This is a genomic window from Paenibacillus vortex V453 (assembly GCF_000193415.1).
Classification (GTDB): Bacteria; Bacillota; Bacilli; order Paenibacillales; family Paenibacillaceae; genus Paenibacillus_AQ; species Paenibacillus_AQ glucanolyticus.
Genome location: NZ_ADHJ01000039.1, coordinates 24,605 through 44,268, shown reverse-complemented (window position 1 = coordinate 44,268; position 19,664 = coordinate 24,605). Strand labels below are relative to the sequence as shown.

25 protein-coding genes are annotated in these 19,664 nt (G+C 46.2%); 22 read left to right on the top strand and 3 right to left on the bottom strand.

The window, feature by feature from the left end; genetic code table 11:
* The first annotated feature begins 309 nt into the window (after positions 1-309).
* The 4 genes from PVOR_RS21590 (at position 310) to PVOR_RS32190 (ending at position 2,224) form a co-directional block, all read left to right on the top strand.
* Positions 310-777, top strand: coding sequence for a DinB family protein (locus tag PVOR_RS21590; RefSeq protein WP_006211607.1), 468 nt, complete (start codon positions 310-312; stop codon positions 775-777).
* 130 nt (positions 778-907) lie between these two features.
* Positions 908-1,330, top strand: coding sequence for a VOC family protein (locus tag PVOR_RS21585; RefSeq protein ID WP_006211606.1), 423 nt, complete (start codon positions 908-910; stop codon positions 1,328-1,330).
* A gap of 53 nt (positions 1,331-1,383) precedes the next feature.
* Positions 1,384-1,962 (top strand): PIG-L deacetylase family protein, encoded by a 579-nt coding sequence (locus tag PVOR_RS21580; protein ID WP_234973053.1) that lies wholly within the window; start codon positions 1,384-1,386, stop codon positions 1,960-1,962.
* A gap of 25 nt (positions 1,963-1,987) precedes the next feature.
* Positions 1,988-2,224: a hypothetical protein gene (locus PVOR_RS32190; protein WP_234973052.1), complete on the top strand. Its 237-nt coding sequence runs from the start codon at positions 1,988-1,990 to the stop codon at positions 2,222-2,224.
* A gap of 105 nt (positions 2,225-2,329) precedes the next feature.
* Here PVOR_RS32190 and PVOR_RS21575 read toward each other — a convergent pair whose 3' ends face one another.
* Positions 2,330-3,043, bottom strand: a complete 714-nt coding sequence (locus tag PVOR_RS21575; RefSeq protein WP_006211605.1) for a lipase family protein — start codon at positions 3,041-3,043, stop codon at positions 2,330-2,332.
* Between the two features lie 341 nt (positions 3,044-3,384).
* On the opposite strand from PVOR_RS21575, the gene PVOR_RS21565 reads away from it, so the two are divergent.
* Both PVOR_RS21565 and murI read left to right on the top strand, forming a co-directional pair.
* Complete coding sequence (locus PVOR_RS21565) at positions 3,385-4,935, top strand: SAM-dependent methyltransferase (protein WP_006211603.1); 1,551 nt, start codon at positions 3,385-3,387, stop codon at positions 4,933-4,935.
* Between the two features lie 215 nt (positions 4,936-5,150).
* On the top strand, positions 5,151-5,954 hold the full coding sequence (gene murI, locus PVOR_RS21560; RefSeq protein WP_006211602.1) for a glutamate racemase: 804 nt from the start codon (positions 5,151-5,153) through the stop codon (positions 5,952-5,954).
* 122 nt (positions 5,955-6,076) lie between these two features.
* On the opposite strand, the gene PVOR_RS30770 is transcribed toward murI, so the two are convergent.
* Positions 6,077-6,256 (bottom strand): hypothetical protein, encoded by a 180-nt coding sequence (locus PVOR_RS30770; protein WP_160164025.1) that lies wholly within the window; start codon positions 6,254-6,256, stop codon positions 6,077-6,079.
* Between the two features lie 23 nt (positions 6,257-6,279).
* Between PVOR_RS30770 and PVOR_RS21555 the strand changes: the two genes are divergently transcribed.
* The 14 genes from PVOR_RS21555 to PVOR_RS30760 all read left to right on the top strand — a co-directional run bounded on the left by PVOR_RS21555 (position 6,280) and on the right by PVOR_RS30760 (position 16,893).
* Positions 6,280-6,834 carry an NUDIX hydrolase gene (locus tag PVOR_RS21555; protein WP_006211600.1) on the top strand — a complete coding sequence of 185 codons (555 nt, stop codon included), beginning with the start codon at positions 6,280-6,282 and terminating at the stop codon, positions 6,832-6,834.
* 419 nt (positions 6,835-7,253) lie between these two features.
* Entirely contained in the window at positions 7,254-8,021 is a 768-nt protein-coding gene (locus PVOR_RS21545; protein ID WP_006211598.1) for a Nif3-like dinuclear metal center hexameric protein, read from the top strand.
* Positions 8,022-8,082: 61 nt separating this feature from the next.
* The gene (locus PVOR_RS21540; protein ID WP_006211597.1) at positions 8,083-8,913 is read left to right on the top strand and encodes a class I SAM-dependent methyltransferase; all 831 of its coding nucleotides are present in this window, start codon (positions 8,083-8,085) and stop codon (positions 8,911-8,913) included.
* A gap of 185 nt (positions 8,914-9,098) precedes the next feature.
* The gene (locus PVOR_RS21535; RefSeq protein ID WP_006211596.1) at positions 9,099-9,458 is read left to right on the top strand and encodes a GNAT family N-acetyltransferase; all 360 of its coding nucleotides are present in this window, start codon (positions 9,099-9,101) and stop codon (positions 9,456-9,458) included.
* Positions 9,459-9,769: 311 nt separating this feature from the next.
* Complete coding sequence (locus PVOR_RS21530; RefSeq protein WP_006211595.1) at positions 9,770-10,510, top strand: SDR family NAD(P)-dependent oxidoreductase; 741 nt, start codon at positions 9,770-9,772, stop codon at positions 10,508-10,510.
* Between the two features lie 145 nt (positions 10,511-10,655).
* Positions 10,656-11,108: a GNAT family N-acetyltransferase gene (locus PVOR_RS21525; protein WP_327196578.1), complete on the top strand. Its 453-nt coding sequence runs from the start codon at positions 10,656-10,658 to the stop codon at positions 11,106-11,108.
* A 99-nt stretch (positions 11,109-11,207) separates the two neighbouring features.
* On the top strand, positions 11,208-11,903 hold the full coding sequence (locus PVOR_RS21520; RefSeq protein ID WP_006211593.1) for a response regulator transcription factor: 696 nt from the start codon (positions 11,208-11,210) through the stop codon (positions 11,901-11,903).
* Positions 11,900-13,438, top strand: coding sequence for a sensor histidine kinase (locus PVOR_RS21515; RefSeq protein ID WP_006211592.1), 1,539 nt, complete (start codon positions 11,900-11,902; stop codon positions 13,436-13,438). The genes PVOR_RS21520 and PVOR_RS21515 overlap by 4 nt, the downstream gene beginning before the upstream one ends.
* 176 nt (positions 13,439-13,614) lie before the next feature.
* On the top strand, positions 13,615-14,277 hold the full coding sequence (locus PVOR_RS32185; RefSeq protein ID WP_234973051.1) for a hypothetical protein: 663 nt from the start codon (positions 13,615-13,617) through the stop codon (positions 14,275-14,277).
* Positions 14,228-14,824, top strand: coding sequence for a hypothetical protein (locus PVOR_RS32180; protein WP_234973050.1), 597 nt, complete (start codon positions 14,228-14,230; stop codon positions 14,822-14,824). Before PVOR_RS32185 ends, PVOR_RS32180 begins: the two co-directional genes overlap by 50 nt.
* Before the next feature lie 91 nt (positions 14,825-14,915).
* The gene (locus PVOR_RS21505; RefSeq protein ID WP_006211590.1) at positions 14,916-15,605 is read left to right on the top strand and encodes a stalk domain-containing protein; all 690 of its coding nucleotides are present in this window, start codon (positions 14,916-14,918) and stop codon (positions 15,603-15,605) included.
* 261 nt (positions 15,606-15,866) lie between these two features.
* A complete protein-coding gene (locus PVOR_RS30765; protein ID WP_155984619.1) occupies positions 15,867-16,070 on the top strand; it encodes a hypothetical protein in 204 nt (67 codons plus the stop codon).
* Between the two features lie 212 nt (positions 16,071-16,282).
* A complete protein-coding gene (locus PVOR_RS21495; RefSeq protein WP_006211588.1) occupies positions 16,283-16,726 on the top strand; it encodes a GNAT family N-acetyltransferase in 444 nt (147 codons plus the stop codon).
* Between the two features lie 26 nt (positions 16,727-16,752).
* A complete protein-coding gene (locus PVOR_RS30760; protein WP_006211587.1) occupies positions 16,753-16,893 on the top strand; it encodes a hypothetical protein in 141 nt (46 codons plus the stop codon).
* An 80-nt stretch (positions 16,894-16,973) separates the two neighbouring features.
* On the opposite strand, the gene PVOR_RS21490 is transcribed toward PVOR_RS30760, so the two are convergent.
* Positions 16,974-18,158, bottom strand: a complete 1,185-nt coding sequence (locus PVOR_RS21490; protein ID WP_040680840.1) for an S-layer homology domain-containing protein — start codon at positions 18,156-18,158, stop codon at positions 16,974-16,976.
* 256 nt (positions 18,159-18,414) lie between these two features.
* Here PVOR_RS21490 and PVOR_RS21485 point away from each other — a divergent pair, with 256 nt between their 5' ends.
* Together PVOR_RS21485 and PVOR_RS21480 are read left to right on the top strand one after the other, a co-directional pair.
* The gene (locus PVOR_RS21485; protein ID WP_006211584.1) at positions 18,415-19,092 is read left to right on the top strand and encodes a class I SAM-dependent methyltransferase; all 678 of its coding nucleotides are present in this window, start codon (positions 18,415-18,417) and stop codon (positions 19,090-19,092) included.
* 41 nt (positions 19,093-19,133) lie between these two features.
* The gene (locus PVOR_RS21480) at positions 19,134-19,607 is read left to right on the top strand and encodes a DinB family protein (RefSeq protein ID WP_006211583.1); all 474 of its coding nucleotides are present in this window, start codon (positions 19,134-19,136) and stop codon (positions 19,605-19,607) included.
* Positions 19,608-19,664: the final 57 nt, after the last annotated feature.

The window sequence follows — 19,664 nt, the reverse complement described above, 5'->3', positions numbered from 1 at the left end:
AGGACACGTTGAGGGAGGTTTTCTCGGCTGATGAATCAGATCGAGAAGCCTCTTTTTTCGTATCGGGGAACATATCATAGGGCAACCCCCACTGTGGTTTTGCGGGTGACGGTGGAAGGAAAAGCGGTCAGCTGAAGTGCTGAACGATCACAAAAAGGATTACCGGAACCCATGGAGAATACGCTTATACGGGCGGTTCCATGCTCATATCGAAGGAAAATTCGGGTTTATTAGACGGAATCGAGTGTTGTTATCTGCATCGTAAATTGCTGAGCGGTCGATATCAAGAATAAGCGAGGAGTGATATGAATGAACGAACAATTCCTTCAATTATACGACTATAACGTTTGGGCGAATGATAGAGTATTGGAACATCTTCAAACATTGCCGGACGACGTGTTCTTTCAAGAAGTGAATGTAGGCTTCAAATCCATTGCGGAAGTTGTCGGCCATCTTGCAGCCGCGGATGAAGTTTGGTTTGCCCGGATCAAGGAAGAAGTTTCTCCTGCCCTAGTCTCGAAATCATTTGCTAGCATTGAGGCAGCTCGTCATTATATGAGCCAGACCCAGACACAGAACCGCGAATACTTGGCATCGGTTCACGATATGGGAAAGCACGTGACGTATAACAAGCATCAGAATTCGATTTCGGAGATTGTTCAACAGGTCGTAAACCATGGAACCTACCATAGAGGCAATATCACCACGATTCTTCGGCATTTGGGACATAAGGGGATATTAACGGATTACATTGCCTTTTTATGGGCGAGGGCGTAATTCCATTATTGCAGTCTAAATAAAGGGACTCCCTGTTACATGACAGACTTTTATGTGGCTGGCGTTCAAGCAGGACCTGAATGTTATGTTAATATAGTTGAAGTATGATGGAATTGAAAGGATGGTTAACATGATTCAATCGATTGTCCATATCGCATTGGTCGTGAAGGATTATGATGAGGCCATAGCCTTTTACACCGGGAAGCTGAACTTTACCTTGGTTGAAGATACCTATCAGCCTGAACAAGACAAACGCTGGGTGGTCGTAGCTCCTCCTGGGTCAGTTGGCACTACGATATTGCTTGCCAAAGCGTCCAAGCCTGAACAAGAGCCTTTTATCGGAAATCAGTCTGGAGGCAGAGTATTCCTGTTCTTGAATACGGATGATTTTTGGAGAGATTATCATGAAATGGTATCGAGAGGTATCGAGTTTGTGAGAGAACCCAAAGAGCAGGATTACGGCATGGTGGCTGTGTTCAAGGATTTATACGGGAATCTGTGGGATTTGCTGGAGCTGAGAGAGAATCATCCATTGATGAAACGGATGAAGTAAGCCAAAATACATAGATTGTATGTCTAAGAAACGTACAGGAGGGGACTCACAGCATGTCCAACATTCTGAATGTGATTGTCATTGCAGCTCACCCGGATGAGCCTGAAATTTACGCGGGGGCCATTTCGGCTTTATATGCAGAAATGGGCCACAGGGTGAAGTTTGTTACGTTAACGGATGGATGCTGCGGTCATCATGAGATGTGCGGAGAAGAACTAATCGCTCGCCGCAAACAAGAAGCGGATGAAGCGGCGAAGCATCTTGGCGTCCTGGAATATGTCGTACTGCCCATTCCGGATGGGGAGTTGATGCCGACACCGGAAGTACGCAAGGAAGTGATTCGTCAAATTCGGGGCTGGGAGGCGGATATCGTCATTACCTTCCATCCGGATGGGCCGGGTCATGTGGACAACCGCAACGCAGGGAAAATCGTACGGGATGCGGCAGATTTTGTGGCAAAGGTGCCCAATGCGGTACCGGAAGTGCCGTCCTTGAAGAAATCCCCGATATTCTTGCTGATGCCGGACTATGCGGCAAGGGCAGCCTATTCACCGGATATCGTCATTGATGCGGGAAGCGTGATCGAGAAGAAATTGCGGGCCTGTGACGCGCATGCTTCCCTAATTCTATGAATTTGCGCCATGGCAAGGCGATTTCTTGCATGAAGTACCGGATACCTGGGAAGAGAAGCGGACGTTCATTCTGAAGTATTGGGATCGTTTCCTGCGTGTGTCCGATGAAGTGCTGCCAACGCTTTCGAAGCTGTATGGTCAAGATTACGCAGCAAGCGTTCGATATGCAGAGCCGTTCGAAATCGCGAATTATGGCAGAAGACCGAATGAAGATGAAATGAAGACCTTGTTTCCTATGTTAACAACGAGTGCACGCGTGTGATCTAATTCAAGATAATTAAGACATACAAAAGAGCGGATTCCTCTCAAAGGAAATCCGCTTTCTTTTATGATCGAGCAATCCAACATATGCATTTGGCCATCTCTACTAGACTTTTTCTATAGGTGTTTCTACAGCAGGACAAAACCCGGGGTTCGTCGAACATAAGAGCTCGGCAAATTGCGGTTGGAGTTTGGTTAGTTCAGCAAAATAACTTCCAATTACATGATTGGCGCTAACCGAACCATTCTGGAAGTTGAGCGGGTTGTGGGTGTGGACATGACTGTAATAATATTTTTTTTCCCGTTTTGGCACCTTGTAGATATGCGGGGGTGCATGTGTCACAACGTCGAACAGGTTGGCGGTGCGGAAGCTGCTCCGAACGTACTTCGTATAGGCCATAGCAAAATCGGGATCGCCTACACGGGGTGACCCATATGTAAACACATGGGGGGTAGTGTGGTCCGTGTTGGCGGCAATATCTACAGCACACAGCGTCGCAAGTGCTCCGCCAAGACTGTGGCCTGTGATATACAAGGTCTTGTCATGAGGCAGCCTGTTAAGCGCGGACATAATCTGGCCTCGGGTGGAGGCGTAGATGTTGGTGAAGCCGCGATGCGTGAGAGAGGGCTCTTTAATATATTTGAAGTTTTTTTGGGAAGCGATGGCATCTGAGATCCAATCTGTTGTGGAGAGAGTCCCCCGAAAGGCAATAATAATCTCATCCGGAGATTCAAGGATAAACCCGAAGCGTTCCGCCACGCCGATTAAGGAGTTCGCTTCAATGGTGTCGTGGAGCGAGTAACGCAGACGGCAGGACAAATGAGCCATCCGTATTGGTGAATTGTGTATAGGTCTGTCCACAGATGGCTGCCAGGAAAATGGCCCACTGTTCTTGTTCCATGCTTGTACCCATGCATATCCCGCCCTTCTGTTCTCCTACACTATATTAGGGAGCGGAGGGAATGGTGCCTAGATGCTCCAAAATGGCGAGTTACACCTCGATCCAAAGGGAATTTGCCGGATTTATTACTCAGAAGGTTTTGGAACAGGCAACTTATATGGTACGATTCAAGAGACATTCATAGGACGACCGATGTATAAGCATATGTGCGCCTTCAGATTGTACTTAATGATCACTAGAGAGAGCAGGGTTATATAGAATGACAGACAATACTCAACAACGCTTCCGTTTCAGCGAAGCGCCCATCTGGGATTTACAACGGACTTATTATGAAGAGCTGGGGATGAAAGCCTGGAATAATGACCAGGTCCCGCAATATATTACGAGCAACCCCATGATTGCAACGGCTTACGCCGAAGTTATATTCGGATTCCTTCGGGACCGGGCCAGTCAAGGGGATATGACCGAGCCCGTTACCATTTTGGAGCTAGGGGCCGGAGCGGGGCGGCTCGGATACCATATCCTGCATAAGCTGTGCGAGCTGAGAGATTATGCAGGAATTGCGCTGCCCCCTTTTCGCTATGTCATGACCGATCTGCCGCAGAAAAATGTCTCCGCTTGGAACCAACATCCTGCGATGCAGACTTATATCGAGCAGGGACTGCTGGATTTCGCAAGGTTTGATGCCGTGCATGACAAGGAATTGAATTTGGTGGTATCGAAGACAACGATCCGACCCGGGGACCTGAAGCAGCCGCTGCTGATTATTGCTAACTATTTCTTTGACGGCATTCCGCAAGAGCTGATTTACGTGGGGGAAGGGAAGATTTTTGAGAGCGATGTTGTCATCGACTTTCCGGAGCAGTATGAGAAGCTTAAGCCGTCTGAAGCGCTGGAGCGAATGAAGCTGGCTTTCGAGCACCGGCGGGCACCCAAATATGAAGAGGAAACCTATCCGTATCGCGATGTGATTGCCCATTACCAGCAAGAGCTGGAGGATTCCCATATCCTGTTTCCGGAGGTGGGGTTGAACTGCCTGGAGCGACTGAATCAGTTGTCAACGTCAGGGTTTCTGCTCCTTACGGCAGATAAGGGAGATCATCGCCTCGAGAACTGGAAATTTGCAGAACCGCCGCAATTGATTTACCATGGCAGCTTCTCGTTAACAACGAACTATCATGCCTTGCAGCATGTGTTCGAGCAAAGAGGCGCGGAGGCGATATTCCCCACCCAGCATTATAAAAATATTAACATCGGCTGCATACTCATGCTGGAAGAGCCAACGACTTATGCTAATACTCGGCTGGCTTACCGCCAGTTTATCGAACGCTTCGGACCTGATGAGTTCTTCCTCTTGAAGGAATGGATCGATCGGAATATTGAAAGCATGGGGATTCAGCAGATTTTGTCCTTTTGGCGTTTGGGTGGTTATGATGCAGAGTTCTTCATCCAGAGCGCCAAGCGCATCTCGAATCTGCTGCCGGAAGCCAATGATGAAGAAATGCTGGATATCCGTAAGGGCATATACATCATGTGGTCATCGTACTACGTGATGGAGCAGCGTTATGACCTGGCTCTGGATGCGGGGCTGGTGCTCTTTGAGATGGATATGTACGAGGATGCGATGTTCTTCCTGAAAGAATCCGTTGAAACGGATGAAGATGAACCTGTGCCCACGGTTTTATATTGTCTCGCAATCTGCTGTTACGAGCTTGAACTCGACGAAGAGGCACTGGAATACACGCGCCAGGCGCTCGTTCTGGAGCCGGATCATGAAGAGGCATTAGCTTTGTTGAAATGCTTTGAGTAAATTCAGGAAAAGAATAGAAATAGCACACACGACCCGGCCCAGAGAATTTCGCAGCCGGGTTGTGCTGCGTAAACCAGTCTGCGCTGGGAGATCAATTAGTACAGATAGCATCTGCGAAGATAGAAGTAGTGGAGTATAATGAATAAGGCATGGATAACAAAATGATGCTGACAGAAATAATATTCACAGAAATAATACAATGATAGGTGAAAACAATGAGAATAGCTTTTTTTGATTCAGGGTTAGGCGGATTAACCGTGTTGTCAGCGGCGATGAGGGAGCTGCCGCAGGAGGACTTTTTATTTTTTGCCGATACCCTGCACGTTCCTTACGGTACCAAAGCCAAGGAGGACGTCAAATCCTACATACATGATGCCATAAAAACCATTATGCAGGAAGAAGTCAAGGCCATTGTGATTGCGTGCAACACGGCTACAAGCATGGCGATATCCGAGCTTAGGAGGACTTATCCTATTCCGATTATTGGTATGGAGCCTGCCGTAAAACCAGCTGTAGAAATCAATCGGTCCAGCGGCAAGCGAATCCTGGTGTTTGCCACCCCATTAACACTAAGGGAATCGAAGTATCGGGATCTGGTCAGACGAGTTGATAGCATGCATATCGTGGATTCCTTGCCTCTGCCAGAGCTGGTGGAATACTGCGAAGCTTTGAATTTTGACCAAAAAATCATGAATGCTTACTTTACCGAGAAGCTTGACGGCTTCGATCTGAATGAGTATGGGACCGTAGTGCTGGGCTGCACCCACTACCCTTTTTACAAGAAGATCTTATCGGATCTGTTGCCTGAACACATCCAAATTATAGACGGCAGTACAGGAACCGTGAACAGGCTGATCCAAGTCTTGCGTGCGAATGATCTGCTCAGCTCCAGCGGTACGCAGGATGTCAGGCTATTAAATTCGAGCCAATCGATGGAGTACGCAGAGAAGATGGAGAAAGCACTGAGCATATACAGGGAAATAGAGAATAGGCAACGGGGATATCCAGAGAGGAATTGAACCCGCTCGGAGCGTCCTCAGTGGCTATTGATCAAAACAACGAATAAAATATGACTGACTACCCATGACCCGACCTAGGATAAGCTTTATTCTTAAGGCCGGGTTGTGTCGTATGGAGGGAGTTAGAATGGATCGTATGCAGCGTTCACTGGATGAGCTAAACGTCCGATTCCAAGAGATGAAGGATAATGAGCCCAGACGATGACCTCAGCAACCGGATATTCGTTTTCTTGAGGCGGCAGATGAAGACGAACAGAAGCCGAGCGAGAGAAGAACAGAAGTTTAAGATGCATTTGCAGCATATTAGAACGGGAGACAGCAATCTATGATAAAATATAATATTTGTTTTGTTCGACGTGGTCATGAGATTTTACTATTAAATCGGGATTACGCGCCATGGATGGGGTGCTGGAATGGAGTAGGGGGCAAGCTGGAGGGCAATGAAACGCCCAGGGAATCGATGATTCGTGAGCTGTATGAGGAGACTCAGATTCAGGAATGCAGCTTAACATTCAAAGGTCTTATCACTTGGACAGCAGATGGCAAAAATCCGGGTGGGATGTACCTTTATGTCGCGGACATACCTGAGGATTACAGCTATGTTACTCCGATTAAAACAGACGAGGGGATATTGGATTGGAAGTCCACGGAATGGATTTTGTCCAAAGGGAATGTTGGAATCGCTGCCAATATTCCGGCATCACTCGAAACGATCTTGCATGATCCGAATTGTTACGAACATCATTGTATATATAAAGACGGTAAATTATGGAAACATGTATCGACTGTGATTAGTGAATTGGTTGAAACGAATGAGAAACAGCGAGCCTCGTTATTTGAGAAGTACCTACATACATCACACGATCCGATTTATCGGTAAAGAGGACCATCTAGCTGAAGCTGAACAAATCATGAGCTGAATAATTAGTTGGTGATGTGACAAGGCCCCTTAAATTGAATCTGGATCGAAAATAAATTCATGGAGATATAAACATGAGGTATACATTACTGAAAAACAGTTTCGTTCCCGTATCATTTGGATTGCTGCTTGCGGCGATCTGGGTGCCGGTCGGGATCATTACGTACATGAACACGTTGGCTGGAAGCATGACTCTAAAATACATCGTACATTTTTTACTTGGATTGCCTCTGATTGTGGTCATATTTGGGCTTATTCTACTTAGAAAAAAATCCGCATATCACATATTTTCGATTTCATATTTGATCTTAACCTTCTTGATTACGGTGCTTATTCCCATAATTGCAGAGTCTTAAGTTTGAATGAGGGAGGGAATGCAGTTGGACACATTGCTTTTCAAGTCTTATATGCAGGAGATTTTTGGATCGTTGCTGGATGATTTTGAAGAAGATGACGAGTATGGCTTTCATCAATTTTCATCGGGTTCCTATAAAAGAATCGGCTATGCAACAAACATAACGCCAGAGATCGTCCAACAAGCCGCTGTACATAAGGTCGATCTGATCATCACGCATCATGATGCGTGGAGTTTTATGTATGGAATGAAAGAACGCTGCCTGGAGTTACTGAGGGAACATGGCATCGCCCATTTTTATGTTCACCTCCCTCTGGACTATGCTGAGTTTGGAACCTGCAATTCGTTACTGCTTGAGCTTGGGGTAGAGCGTATTGTTCAACCATCCCGTCATGTGGAGGGTGACAGTTCGGTAGGCATTGGGCAGCTCAAGTCCCCGACCACGATGGAAAAGCTCGTAGAAACCATGTCCTCTGTGCTAGGTGAGAACGTGTTCTATCAGAAGAACAGCGAAAAAGCGATTCAGAGAATCGGCATGGTAACGGGGGCCGGCAACGGCACCAATCAATTGAGAGAGGCTTTGAGCCATAACTGTGACGTTTACATTACCGGTGAAAAAACGCTCTATACCGTTCAATACGCCAGGTTTATCGGATTGAATATCATCGTGGGCAGTCATACCTTCACCGAAATTTTCGGTGTGCGTTCATTGGCGCAGAAACTTCAGGAAAGGTTCCGGGACATTGAAGTTATACAGCTTACCGAGGAGCATATTGAGGTTGTACATACTTAAAATGATGTCTATTAAACACGTTCCATCCAGTGGCTGAATGGAAAATAGGAGATGATGATCGTTGAACAAAGTAATCGATTATTATAATACGTTTGATGAATGGGGACGGTTGGATAGGGAGCCTGTTGAATTTATCGTTAATCTGCACCATATTTTGGCTATGTTACCTAAGAAAGGCCATGTGCTGGATAATGGAGCTGGTCCTGGGAAATATTCGATGGAGCTGGCGAAGAATGGTTTCGATGTTACCTTAACGGATCTTACGCCAAGACTGGTAGACATTTCGGTTGCAAAGGCAAAGGAATTGAATTTAGAAAAACAGTTTAAAGGCTTTCACAGTGCAGATGCCAAGGATTTGAGTATATTTCATGACGAATTATTCGATGCCTCGTTAATGATGGGACCGTTGTATCATTTGCAGTCGAGGGAAGATAGGGATACGGCAGTACAGGAATTGTACAGGGTTACTCGATCCGGCGGTTACGTATTCGTGGCTTTCATGACGAGAATCCGGCATTTAATGACTTCGTTAATGTACCCTGAACATTGGAAGCCTCATGATCATGTAAGCAGCATTAAGGAGTTTATGAAGACGGGAGTCTTTAATCATAGCGATGAAGGAAGGTTTACCGGAGCGTATTATTACAATATCGAGGATATCAAGCCGTTCATGGAATCGCATGGATTCGAAAGCATCAAGTTGATTGCGTCATCAAGCATAGCGGGGGCGCTCAAGCCGGAGCAGTTTGATTATTGGCGTTCTCGTGGGGAAGACGAATTCCATGAGGTTATGAAGATGATATACCAAGAAGCTGAGAATCCAAGCATCCTGGGGGTTTCATCTCATTTGTTGTATATTGGGCGGAAAAGAACAGAGCATCCGAGCATATAGAGGTTCTTGAATGAGAGAACTTTAGGAGGAATATGAAGATACGGATCCGAAGACTTTTTTTAAGTTACTAGGAGATATTAGAGATCATGTCTGTTGATCGGGTGAGGAAATAAGTGGATTTCAATGTACCGGTTTCGTGGGATACCTACATGATCATACATTGAGAAGGGGAGAACCATGAAAACATGACAAACCTAATCGTACACGAAGTGGCTGACCTGAATGCAGCAGACCTTACCGAGATTTTGAGGGAAAGTACGGAGGAAGGACATAGACACATCAATCGTTTACTCCGAGAATACATAACAGGAACGAACAGGTTTGATCAAGAGTCTGAGGCGTTGTTCGCATGTCGAATGGATCATAGATTGATCGGGATATGCGGATTGAACAGAGATCCTTATGCTGAGGCGAACATTGGCAGGGTTCGAAGGCTCTATGTGTTGAAGGAATTCCGTGGACATGGCGTAGGGCGAAGACTGGTTGAAGCTGTCATTCATATGGCAAGCAGCCATTATAGTAAACTTGTATTAAAAACAGATTAATCCCCAAGGGAGTGAATTCTATAAGCGTTTAGGTTTTCGAGAGATTAGCAATAATGGCTTGGTCACACATGAACTCCAGTTTTGATCTAGTCTGTGAGATAACATTAGAAAGCTGGAATTGTTGGTATCCCAACAGAAGCGTAACGGTTGGTGATTCTTTAGGAACAAAAAAGAAGGTACTGACATCTTAAGTCGCCATAATGGCGACTTTTTCATCATCTGGGATGAAGACAGGGGATTTGCAAATTTTCGCGGCGAAGAAGTAGAAGAATATATTCTGAAGCAATCATTTTAGGATCATGGAGGTTCACATGAGCGGAAGTCAGTTCATCATCACAGGGACATCGAAAGGAATAGGCGAGCAACTGGCCTGTATGCTTGTCGAGAACGGGAATGTCGTGTATGGCATAGCGAGGGGAACATCGGATCGGCTAAGCAGCTCTGCCAATTATAGACATATTGCGTACGATCTGAATGATACTTTGGATCTTGAGAATGTAATGGACAGGCTATTTGAGTTGATTGACCCAGCCCATGCGGATATGATATGTCTCATTAATAATGCGTCGATGCTCGAACCGTTGAAGAGCATTGACTTGTGCGAACCGAAGGATATTCAGATGAACCTGCAGATCAGTCTGATCGCGCCAATGATCTTAACTTCCTCGTTTATCAAGAAAACGGAGGGGCTTTCCATTAGGAAGAAAATCATCAATATCTCGTCAGGATCAGGTGTTTATCCAGCACCCACCATGAGTGTGTATTGTACGGCGAAAGCCGGTATGAATATGTTTACGCAGAGTGTTGGAGCCGAGCAACGGAACCGACAGCACCCGGTAGAGATAATTGCGGTTAATCCCGGAATGGTGGAAACCGATATGCAGAGATTGGCCAGAAGCAAAAATGAGTCCGAATTTGACATGGCCCATGTTTTCGCGCAAGCGCACGAGTCTGGACAGCTGTTGTCTACGGAGGAAATCGGGTTGCATCTGCTGCATATCATCGACAAAGAGTTTGAACCTGGCCAGATTGTGAATTATAACGAGGTTTAAGGCGAAGGTGAAACAGTATATATAGGGTTTCTCGAATAGAGAAACTAGTCATTCATAGGAGGGATATATGGTGATGAGCATCGAGTGGATGATCTGATTTTGATAGCAGCAGTAACTTAACAATTAGAAGTGCTGACCAAGATGAATGATGTTTAAACAAATTGATAAGTTATCAAAAAAACGGGTAGAGGTGAAAAGAATGTCCGAAGTCTCCGTTCGCATAATCGAAAGACATGAACTGCCTAATTTGCTGCAATTGTACAGACATTTGCATGAACAAGATCCCGAATTGGAGCATAATGAATATCTGGCTGGATTATGGGATGAAATGATGCAGGATGATTATATTAACATTCTTGTGGTTGAGCTGGACGGGGAGCTGGTAGCAACGTGTGTACTGAATATATTGAAGAATTTAACTCGTAATGCAAGGCCGTATGCCTTGATTGAGAATGTGGTCACACATAAGGATTATAGAAGGCGAGGGCTTGGACGGAAGCTTCTGAATAAAGCCATTGAGATCTCACAGCAAAGAAATTGCTACAAAATGATTGCAGGACAAAATGATTCCAAAAATAATTCATGGTTACAATTGTAATGAAACGGCTGCCCGCTTGTTGAAATATGATGCCGGATACGTTACCATCATTGAACTAACAATTGTCGTAATCGGCCAGGTAAAGGAGTCGTGAATGCGATGACCAAGGTACTTGTAGTAGATGATGAAGTCAGTATATCAAGCGCTGTGGCTTATGCGCTGCGCAGAGAAGGATACACGGTTGAGACGGCAGGGGATGGGCAAGAAGCGCTTGAACGAGTGGAATCGTTCCATCCCGACGTGATGGTGCTGGATGTGATGATGCCAAGGCTTAGCGGATATGATGTTTGCCGAAAGCTTGAGAACCGGCAGCGTCCGGCCATCCTGTTATTGACCGTAAAGGACGATATCGTTGATAAAGTGCTGGGATTGGAGCTCGGCGCGGACGATTATATGACCAAACCCTTTGATATGCGGGAGATCATTGCCCGAGTGAAGGCGTTGTCACGAAGAAGCCGAACAGTTGAGAATGTTCAGCAGCCAGCCTCGCCACAGAATGAAATCCGAATTTCGGGGCTTGTCATTAACCTGTTAAACCGTACCGTGCATGCCGAAGGCAAGTTGCTGGAGCTGACTCCGAAGGAGTTTGATCTTATAGCTCTCCTGGCACGAAACCCGGAGCGGGTATACTCCAGGGAGGCTTTGCTGGAGCAGGTATGGGATATGGACTTTGCAGGCGGGACACGTACGGTAGATATCCACGTTCAGAGACTGCGTAAGAAACTCGGAGATCTGCATGACGTGATTCAGACCGTGTATGGCATCGGATACAAAAGCACGGAGAGTCCAGCATGAGTCTAAGAAAGGTGCGTTTCGGCTTGAAGTGGAAGGTCGCACTGCTTCTTGCCTTGCTGCTGATCTCAGTGCTCGTTGTTCTGAGCACATTGGTTCTTGCGGGCATACGAGAGGACCAGCGCGTCCGCCTGGAGCAATCCTTCGCTCATGAAGCAGAAGCGGCCAATCTTCGGGTTCATCAGGAGTTTCTGACGAATACGAATAATGAAATGCAGCCGGATGCCTTTATGGAAAGCGTGGGTCAACGGCTTGCAGTGGATCTTGGATCGCAGAGCGGCATGGCTGTCACCTTGTATAAGCTGGATGGTACATTCACGGGGACCTCGCTTCCATTTCAGCCCAAAATGGATGTGAAGGATGCGCTTGCCCACACGGAAGAAGGACGTTCGGCTTATATTACCGAGGGTGATCAACTGCTCTACCTTGCTCCGCTTCGCAATATGGACGAGCAGATCGGAACCATTCAATTCCATGCTTCGCTTGCGGAGCAGCATGCTTTCTATGAGCGAATCCGCAAGCTGTTTCTCGTAACCGGCATGTCAGTACTGGCTGCCGGCTTCCTGATCGGTTATCTGTATGTCTGGCGCCAGGTTCATGTCATCAGCAGATTGAATTTGGCTGCACAGCAAATCGGCGAGGGAGCCTATCTTAGCGAGCCGACGGTCAAGCGGCAGGATGAGCTTGGTGAGCTGGCGCAAGGTATTTTTGAGATGAGCGGGAGAATATCCTCCTCTGTGAGCCAGCTCACAGAGGAGAAGTTGAAGCTGCTTGATGCGATTGAACGGCTGCAAGAGCTGGAACAACAGCAGAAGCAGTTTATCGGGAATATCAGCCATGAATTGAAGACGCCGCTCACTTCGATCCTTGCTTATGCAGATTTGCTTGATTTATATCGTGACGATCCTGAGCTTCTGGAAGAAGCGAGGACTCGGATTCGCAAGGAGGCCCAGCGTTTATACGGCCTGGTGGAGAAGGCGCTTCAGCTATCGTCCATGGATATTTATGAATTCGAAACCCATGCGGAATCCATAGAGCTGAAGCCGATCCTGGAGGAGGCGACAGCTCGTCTTCAGGCTAAGGCAGAGCAGAATAACATTACGATTCAATCCAATCTAACGGATGGCAAGGTATGGGCGGATGCGGATAATCTGATGCATATGATGTTGAACCTGCTGGATAACGGAATTAAATATAACAAGCCCGGTGGAACCGTTACGTTGACAAACGAGGTGCAGGATCAACAAGGCGTTGATCGTATGGTGATTCGTGTCAGCGATACAGGAATCGGAATTCCGGATCATGCCAGAGAACGGATCTTCGATCCGTTTTATACAGTGAGCAGTGACCGATCCAGAGTTTATGGGGGGACTGGCCTGGGGTTATCGCTGGTACGCAGCCTGGCCGAGAAACAGCACGGCTCTGTACATTTAACGGAGACGGGACCGGGCGGCTCTACCTTTATAATTACCTTGCCGATGGATCGGCCGCGTCCAGAGGAGATTAGATCAGCAGAAGAAAGTCCAGACTTGGAATAAGGGTCTGGGCCTTTTTTTGTATAGCAGCACATATGTTTACAAGTTCGTTACAAGCCCGATATGTTATCGATATATTCGCACTCTATACTGAGATCAACAGGGAAACATGAGGCATGCTAAGACATGGTGCTGCTGCCGAAGCTCCCTTTAGGGACCATTTGTAGGAGGAACCTGTTATGAAAAATGTAGTAGGAAAGCATTGTGCCCGATTATTGCCGGTTGTTGTTCTCGCCGCTGCGCTGTCTGCCTGCCAGTCCCAGGATCGGTTAACGATTGTGGAACCGGGCGGCAGCCCTAATATTCAACCACCTGTCTCAAACGCTGGCAGCAATGCTTCGGAGGAGCGCAAGCTCACGGTAGTGGAAGGATCAACAGGGGGGACGAGTCGGGAATTGGTTGTGAATCAGACCCATCGAATCCCATCATCGAACATTGAGGCGTGGTTGTCCGAGAATGAAGTACGGGTTACCACCACCAAAATGGTGAAGGAAGCAACCGAAACGGAAGAACCGAAGTATGCTTATACCACGGAAGCCGTGAATGTAAGCACAGGCGAGCGCCGCGAGATCAAGAATCATGAAGAACAGCATCCAGGTGAACATTACGTCAAGGAAGATGCAGCACCGGACGGTAAATACAGTTTCATTCAGAAGTGGAGGGATAAGTACACGGCGGACAATTATATGAAGGATTTGAGCACAGGCAAAAGTGTACTGGTGAAGGGTGACAATTATATGGAGGTGGGGGGGTTGGCTCAATTCCGATACCTATGTCCTTGCAGCAGGCTCCATGAGCGGCAAAGGGGAGATTCGTCTTATTTCCACGGACGGTTCATATGAGACCATTTCAATCGAAGATGAGGATGTTGAATCGTATAACCAATTTGGGGCTAGTAAAGGCCGGATATATTATACGGATGTGAACCAAGTGCTTAAGGTTGTTGAACCGGGACAGTCGAAGCCTGTGAGACTCATTGAAAACGTATGGAGCTTTGAAATATCGCCGGACAGCGAATACATCGCCGTCTCTACCGCCACGAAAACGGGCGGAGAACAAGGCAGCGAGCTGTTAATTTATGACGCGGCTGGTCGTCTGCAAGGCACGCTTATCGGAAAAGGCGATATGATCTCTTATTTATCCTGGTCGCCGGATTCCTCCAAATTAGCCTTCGACGTTTATTCTGAGAATGAGAGCGGAATGAACGGTGTGTATGTTTTTAATACGGCTTCCGGTAAAGTAAGCTGGATGGCGCCCTATTATTCCTCGGTTCATCCTGCCGCCCATCCTCAATATCCTCTGAATTGGAGTCCGACAGGAAAAAGACTGGGAATTACGATTGAGGATAAGGAAGCTTTAATTGCGACTCACGTCATCGATTTTAAATAAAAATATCGCATATAACCATTTTATGGATGAACGATCAACCATTTACTCATCGGCTTGAAATGTCGGTGAGACTACGAGAGGAATGAAGAGAATGAAACAGCTGAGAAAATCAATGGTGGCAGTTGCCGTATTAGGTATGACATTAACGGGAGCAGTCGGCGTATATGCAGGAGCGAACCTGGAGAAAATCTCGGCTTACCTGAATCATAGCATTGGCATCAAAGTCGAAGGTACAGCCTATAACACAGGTGGGAAGCTGACCCCTATCACCTATAAAAACACTACGTATCTCCCTGTTCGCGCGATTGCGGACGTGCTGAATGTTCCTGTTCAGTACGATGCGAAGAATAACCAGGTGCTGATCGGAAGCCATTCTGGAAACGGACAGACGTCCGAGCTCACCACAGTGAAATACAGCGACGCCCAGTTAAAAGAAATCAAAAGCGCATTCGCTAAATTCGATGGTTTCACAACACCCTATGCTCCTAATCAGATGATCCAAGGGGATGTGTACCAAAAGACAGGGACATCGGAAGATGGAGTCAATATGGTATTTAAACATATGACGGTCTATATCTCCCCAAGAGACTACTCTCACGGGTATGACAGCACACCCGTAACACTGTCCAACGGAACCAAAGCTAAATGGTATACGCCGGATGATACGGCTATGCTGGGATTCCAATTCCATGATCGCTTCGTAACGATCAGCTCACCGGATCATTCCTTAAGCAAAGCACAGCTGGAAAAGGTGGCTGTAAGTGTCGCTCAAGTGAAGTAATATATAGAGACTATAGAAGAGATATGAATGAGAGATTGAAAAAGGTTGAACAGCGGTTCATACAAAGAAGCAAGCAGGATCCTGTACGGGATCCTGCTTGCTTTTTCATTGTACTAGAATAAGTCCTCAGAGATATTTCCTGGGCAATCTATTCTGGTAAACGATGGGATTTCATGGAGCGAATAGTTCAAATAGAGTTTTCAAACACGTTGCAATAACAGGTATCCGCTAATGTTGGATGTTCTTTTGCGGAATACGATTTTGAATCCTACATCATTATCCAGCAAGCAGGCCAAGGCTGTGCTTAATAACGCATTCGGTGTCAAATCTGCTCTGCAAGGTGAAGAGCTGCCGATTACGCGCGCAGCAAGAATTCTGCGAGGAGAGCCAACAACGAGAGGGTTTCTTGACCAGTTGATTAATACAAGATCCGGCTGGGGAACAGCATTGACAGAAGCCATATGAATCACCTCTTCACTATAGTAGAATCACTATAGTAAATGATAAAGTGATCCGATATGTGCTAAATAAAAGGCGGAGCGGTTTATATAACCTGCCATTGGGACGGGAAGACTTTATCTAAATCCGTTTAATCCCACATAAACTCGGGATCTGTATGGTATTATTTGGATGGGTGTGTTATAGAAGGAATTTGTGGGTGAGTGAGGGAGTATGACATGATTAGACTGCAACCTGTTAACCAGGAGAATTGGACGGAATGCATTAAACTGAAAGCGAAACCGGAGCAGGAAAGCTTTATTGCTTCCAATCTGTATTCGATTGCCCAGTTCCAATTCCTTGAGAATTTTGAGGCGATGGCTATTTACAATGATCAGACGATGGTCGGTTTTGCAATGTACGGCTTGGATTCGGATGACGGAAACTACTGGATTTATCGATACATGATAGATGGGCATCATCAAGGGAAGGGGTACGGCAAAGAGGCTTTGCGGTTCATAATTGAAGAAATCCGCAACAAACCTGATCGGACGAATGTCCTCATGCTGAGTTTTGACCCGAAGAACGAACAGGCAAGACAGCTGTACGTGAAAGCAGGTTTTGAGGAGATCGGGGTTATGACGTGGTCTGCAGGAGAATCTGTAGCCAAACTTAATTTATAATTCGAGAGGTAACCTGAGGGAGACTGATGTACCAAGATGCAAACAACGAATCGCTGCAGCTGGAATTTAAAGAGCTGAAAGAGATCGATATAGATAGTATCAGCTCCGTGCAAAGACCCGTATTTGAGGATCTACGTAACGGGACAGCAGGTATTTTAAGAATATAATACGTTTTCTAATAGGAAAGGGAGTGTTAGCTGTATACAACAGCTGCACTCCCTTTGTATTGAGCTAATAGATTGGGCTCTTATTCCAATAATTTGGTGAAGTCCTGTAAGGTATCGGCATAATAATACTGAACTTCAATGCTATTATTATCGTTGGTGGCTTTTTGACCCTTGCTCCGAATGATTGGAAAGAATTCTGCATAGTGTGCGCCATTCAGGGATATTCGAACAGGCTGTTTAGGATTGCTCAATTGTTCGTAAGTGTAATAGGAAGGCTCCCCGTTTATGTTGATCTGCAAGTCGAGTTTCTCTGAAGCGTTCATGGCGAGATAGAACTCCGAGGCGCCATCGGGATTCATCAGAGCAAAATCAGAAACCGGACTTACTCCGTGTCCCGATCGCGATCCTGCATACATGTAGACTTTTGTTCCGTTCGGAATGAGATCGTCCTGCGACGGTGCCTTAATATAGCTGGCGCCTTCATAGTAGTTGTATATGCGATGCAGAATGACCGAGGTTTCGGCTAAGGTCACCTTTTGATTTGGACGAAAATATCCTTTTGCGTCGGGCTTCATGATGCTAGCCTCGGCAAAACCGAGCAGGGCGTAGGCTTTGACGTAATCAAGGTCCGAAGCTAGCGAAGGCCCCCATTTTTTGTCTTGCAGCAACCCAATTTCAGGCGCTAACGGCTGATAAGCATACTTCCATTTTTCATATTGGTTGTAGGAATTGAAATATCTCTTGGGGATATCCTTAAACGAACGAAGACTGGCAATATCTTCACCCTCCGGTAGTACCAGTGCGTAACCGATATCTTTAAAGAGCGCATTCAGCGTAATCAACAGGTCCCAGCGTGTTAACACTTTCTCCGGCTGGTAAGTGAATGTTTCATTGTGATAATTTATTTTGTCGGCTGCTTCAATTAGCCCGCTAGACATGCTGCCGTAAACATCCTTGAAAATGGGATAGGACGAGTGTCCATTGGGCACGCCCGGAATGTTGACTTCCTTGTCGCTGGGAACCCGGAACTCGGGAAACAGCCGATGAACCATAAGTGTAAGATCGGTCTTGGTCACCATCTTGCCTAATGTTTGGGTTCGATACTCCATATTCTCAAATACCCCTTGAGACCTAAGAAAATCAACGGATTTCTCGGCCCAGGCATATTTGGATGTGCTGGGTTCCGCTGCACTTGCCATAGACGTCATGCATAGTGATAGAATAAGAGTTAAAGCGAATAATCGGCGCCACCTTTTTAACAACATGATTGCCTCCTGTATGTCTCTATGTATTGGTTTTATATTCCACTATTGTAGACGACAAATTATGACAATATCAATTGTTTTTTATTACGAAAGACCTATTCAGGGATTTTTAATAGAAGAGTGGCCGTTGACTTTATCATTCAAAATGGTAATATTTTAAGTCATTAGATCAAGTGAGTATTTCTGTTTATTCATATAACAACAGGATTCTGCTATCTTTAAATAGGATTGCATCTGATGACGGAGGAGGGAACGCATGGGAATAGATTGGTACGACATGATCGCACGCCGGAACGGTGGATACCAAGGAAGAGCGAAATACACGGTGGTCGGAAGGTCGGCTGAGGACGTGTACGAGGAGCGATTGGTAGAGATGCTGCCAACATTTCGTTCGGTGCTGGATGCAGGCTGCGGACATGGTGAATTCACGCTCAAGATGTCCAGACATGCAGAGCAAATCACACGTTTTGACAACTCCGAGGAGATGATTCGAATATCCCAATCCCTACTGGAATCCAGCGGAATCGGTAATGTTGAATTTGTGTATGCCACCACGAAGGCGGAGCTGCCTTTTCATGATGGCCAGTTTGATTTCATCTATGATCGGCGGGGTCCAACCTCCATCCTGGAGCATCCGCGAATTCTGTGTTCTGGCGGAACCATCTTCGGCATACATACTGATGTGACTGACGTGAGAAGACGATTGTCCGAGAATGGCTACGTTGATGTAACGATCGAAGAATTTAATGAAGCGGTAACTTACTTCCCGAGTGGGGTTGAATTTGCATTAAATTTGTCGGATACGCCTGGTAATCCCGATTTCACCTTGCCGGAACGAAAGGGTGAGCTTGAAGCCAAGATACGGGAGAATCAGATCGATGGGCGGCTGGGGATCCGTGAGCTCAAATATATATGGAAGGCAACGAAGGCATGAAACAAAGATCTTTTATCATACCTGATAAGGAGTGAATGGATATGGATCATGATTTCAACCGACAATGGCTGATTACGAAGTTCGACAACATCCGCAGCCGTACGCTCAAAGTGCTGGTGCAGTTGAACGATGAGCAAGTCAATTGGAGGCCAAGACCTTCAAGTTTAAGCATATCTACGCTGATCAGGCATATCGATGGCAATATGAAGGAGCGAGTAACGAAGGGGATTCTGCATCAAGACGTTATGCGGAACCGGGAGGAAGAATTGACCCAGACGTTTGTAAGCCGGGATGATTTGATCCAAATCGTGAAGAACCGGTTCCAGTTCCTTATAGACACAGTAAGCTCCATGTCGAATGACGATTTTGAACAGGTTCAATCGGTAAGGGGGACGGAGAGAACGAATCTGGATATTCTGCATCAATGCGCCACGCATTACTCGGAGCATATGGGTCAAATTTTTTATATCGCCAAACAGTGTTTAGAGGTCCAATATAAATCCACATCGATTTAACATGAAAGTCCCCCTTAGCTGGCGTGTCCAGCTGTTTAGGGGGACTTTTTGAATTGA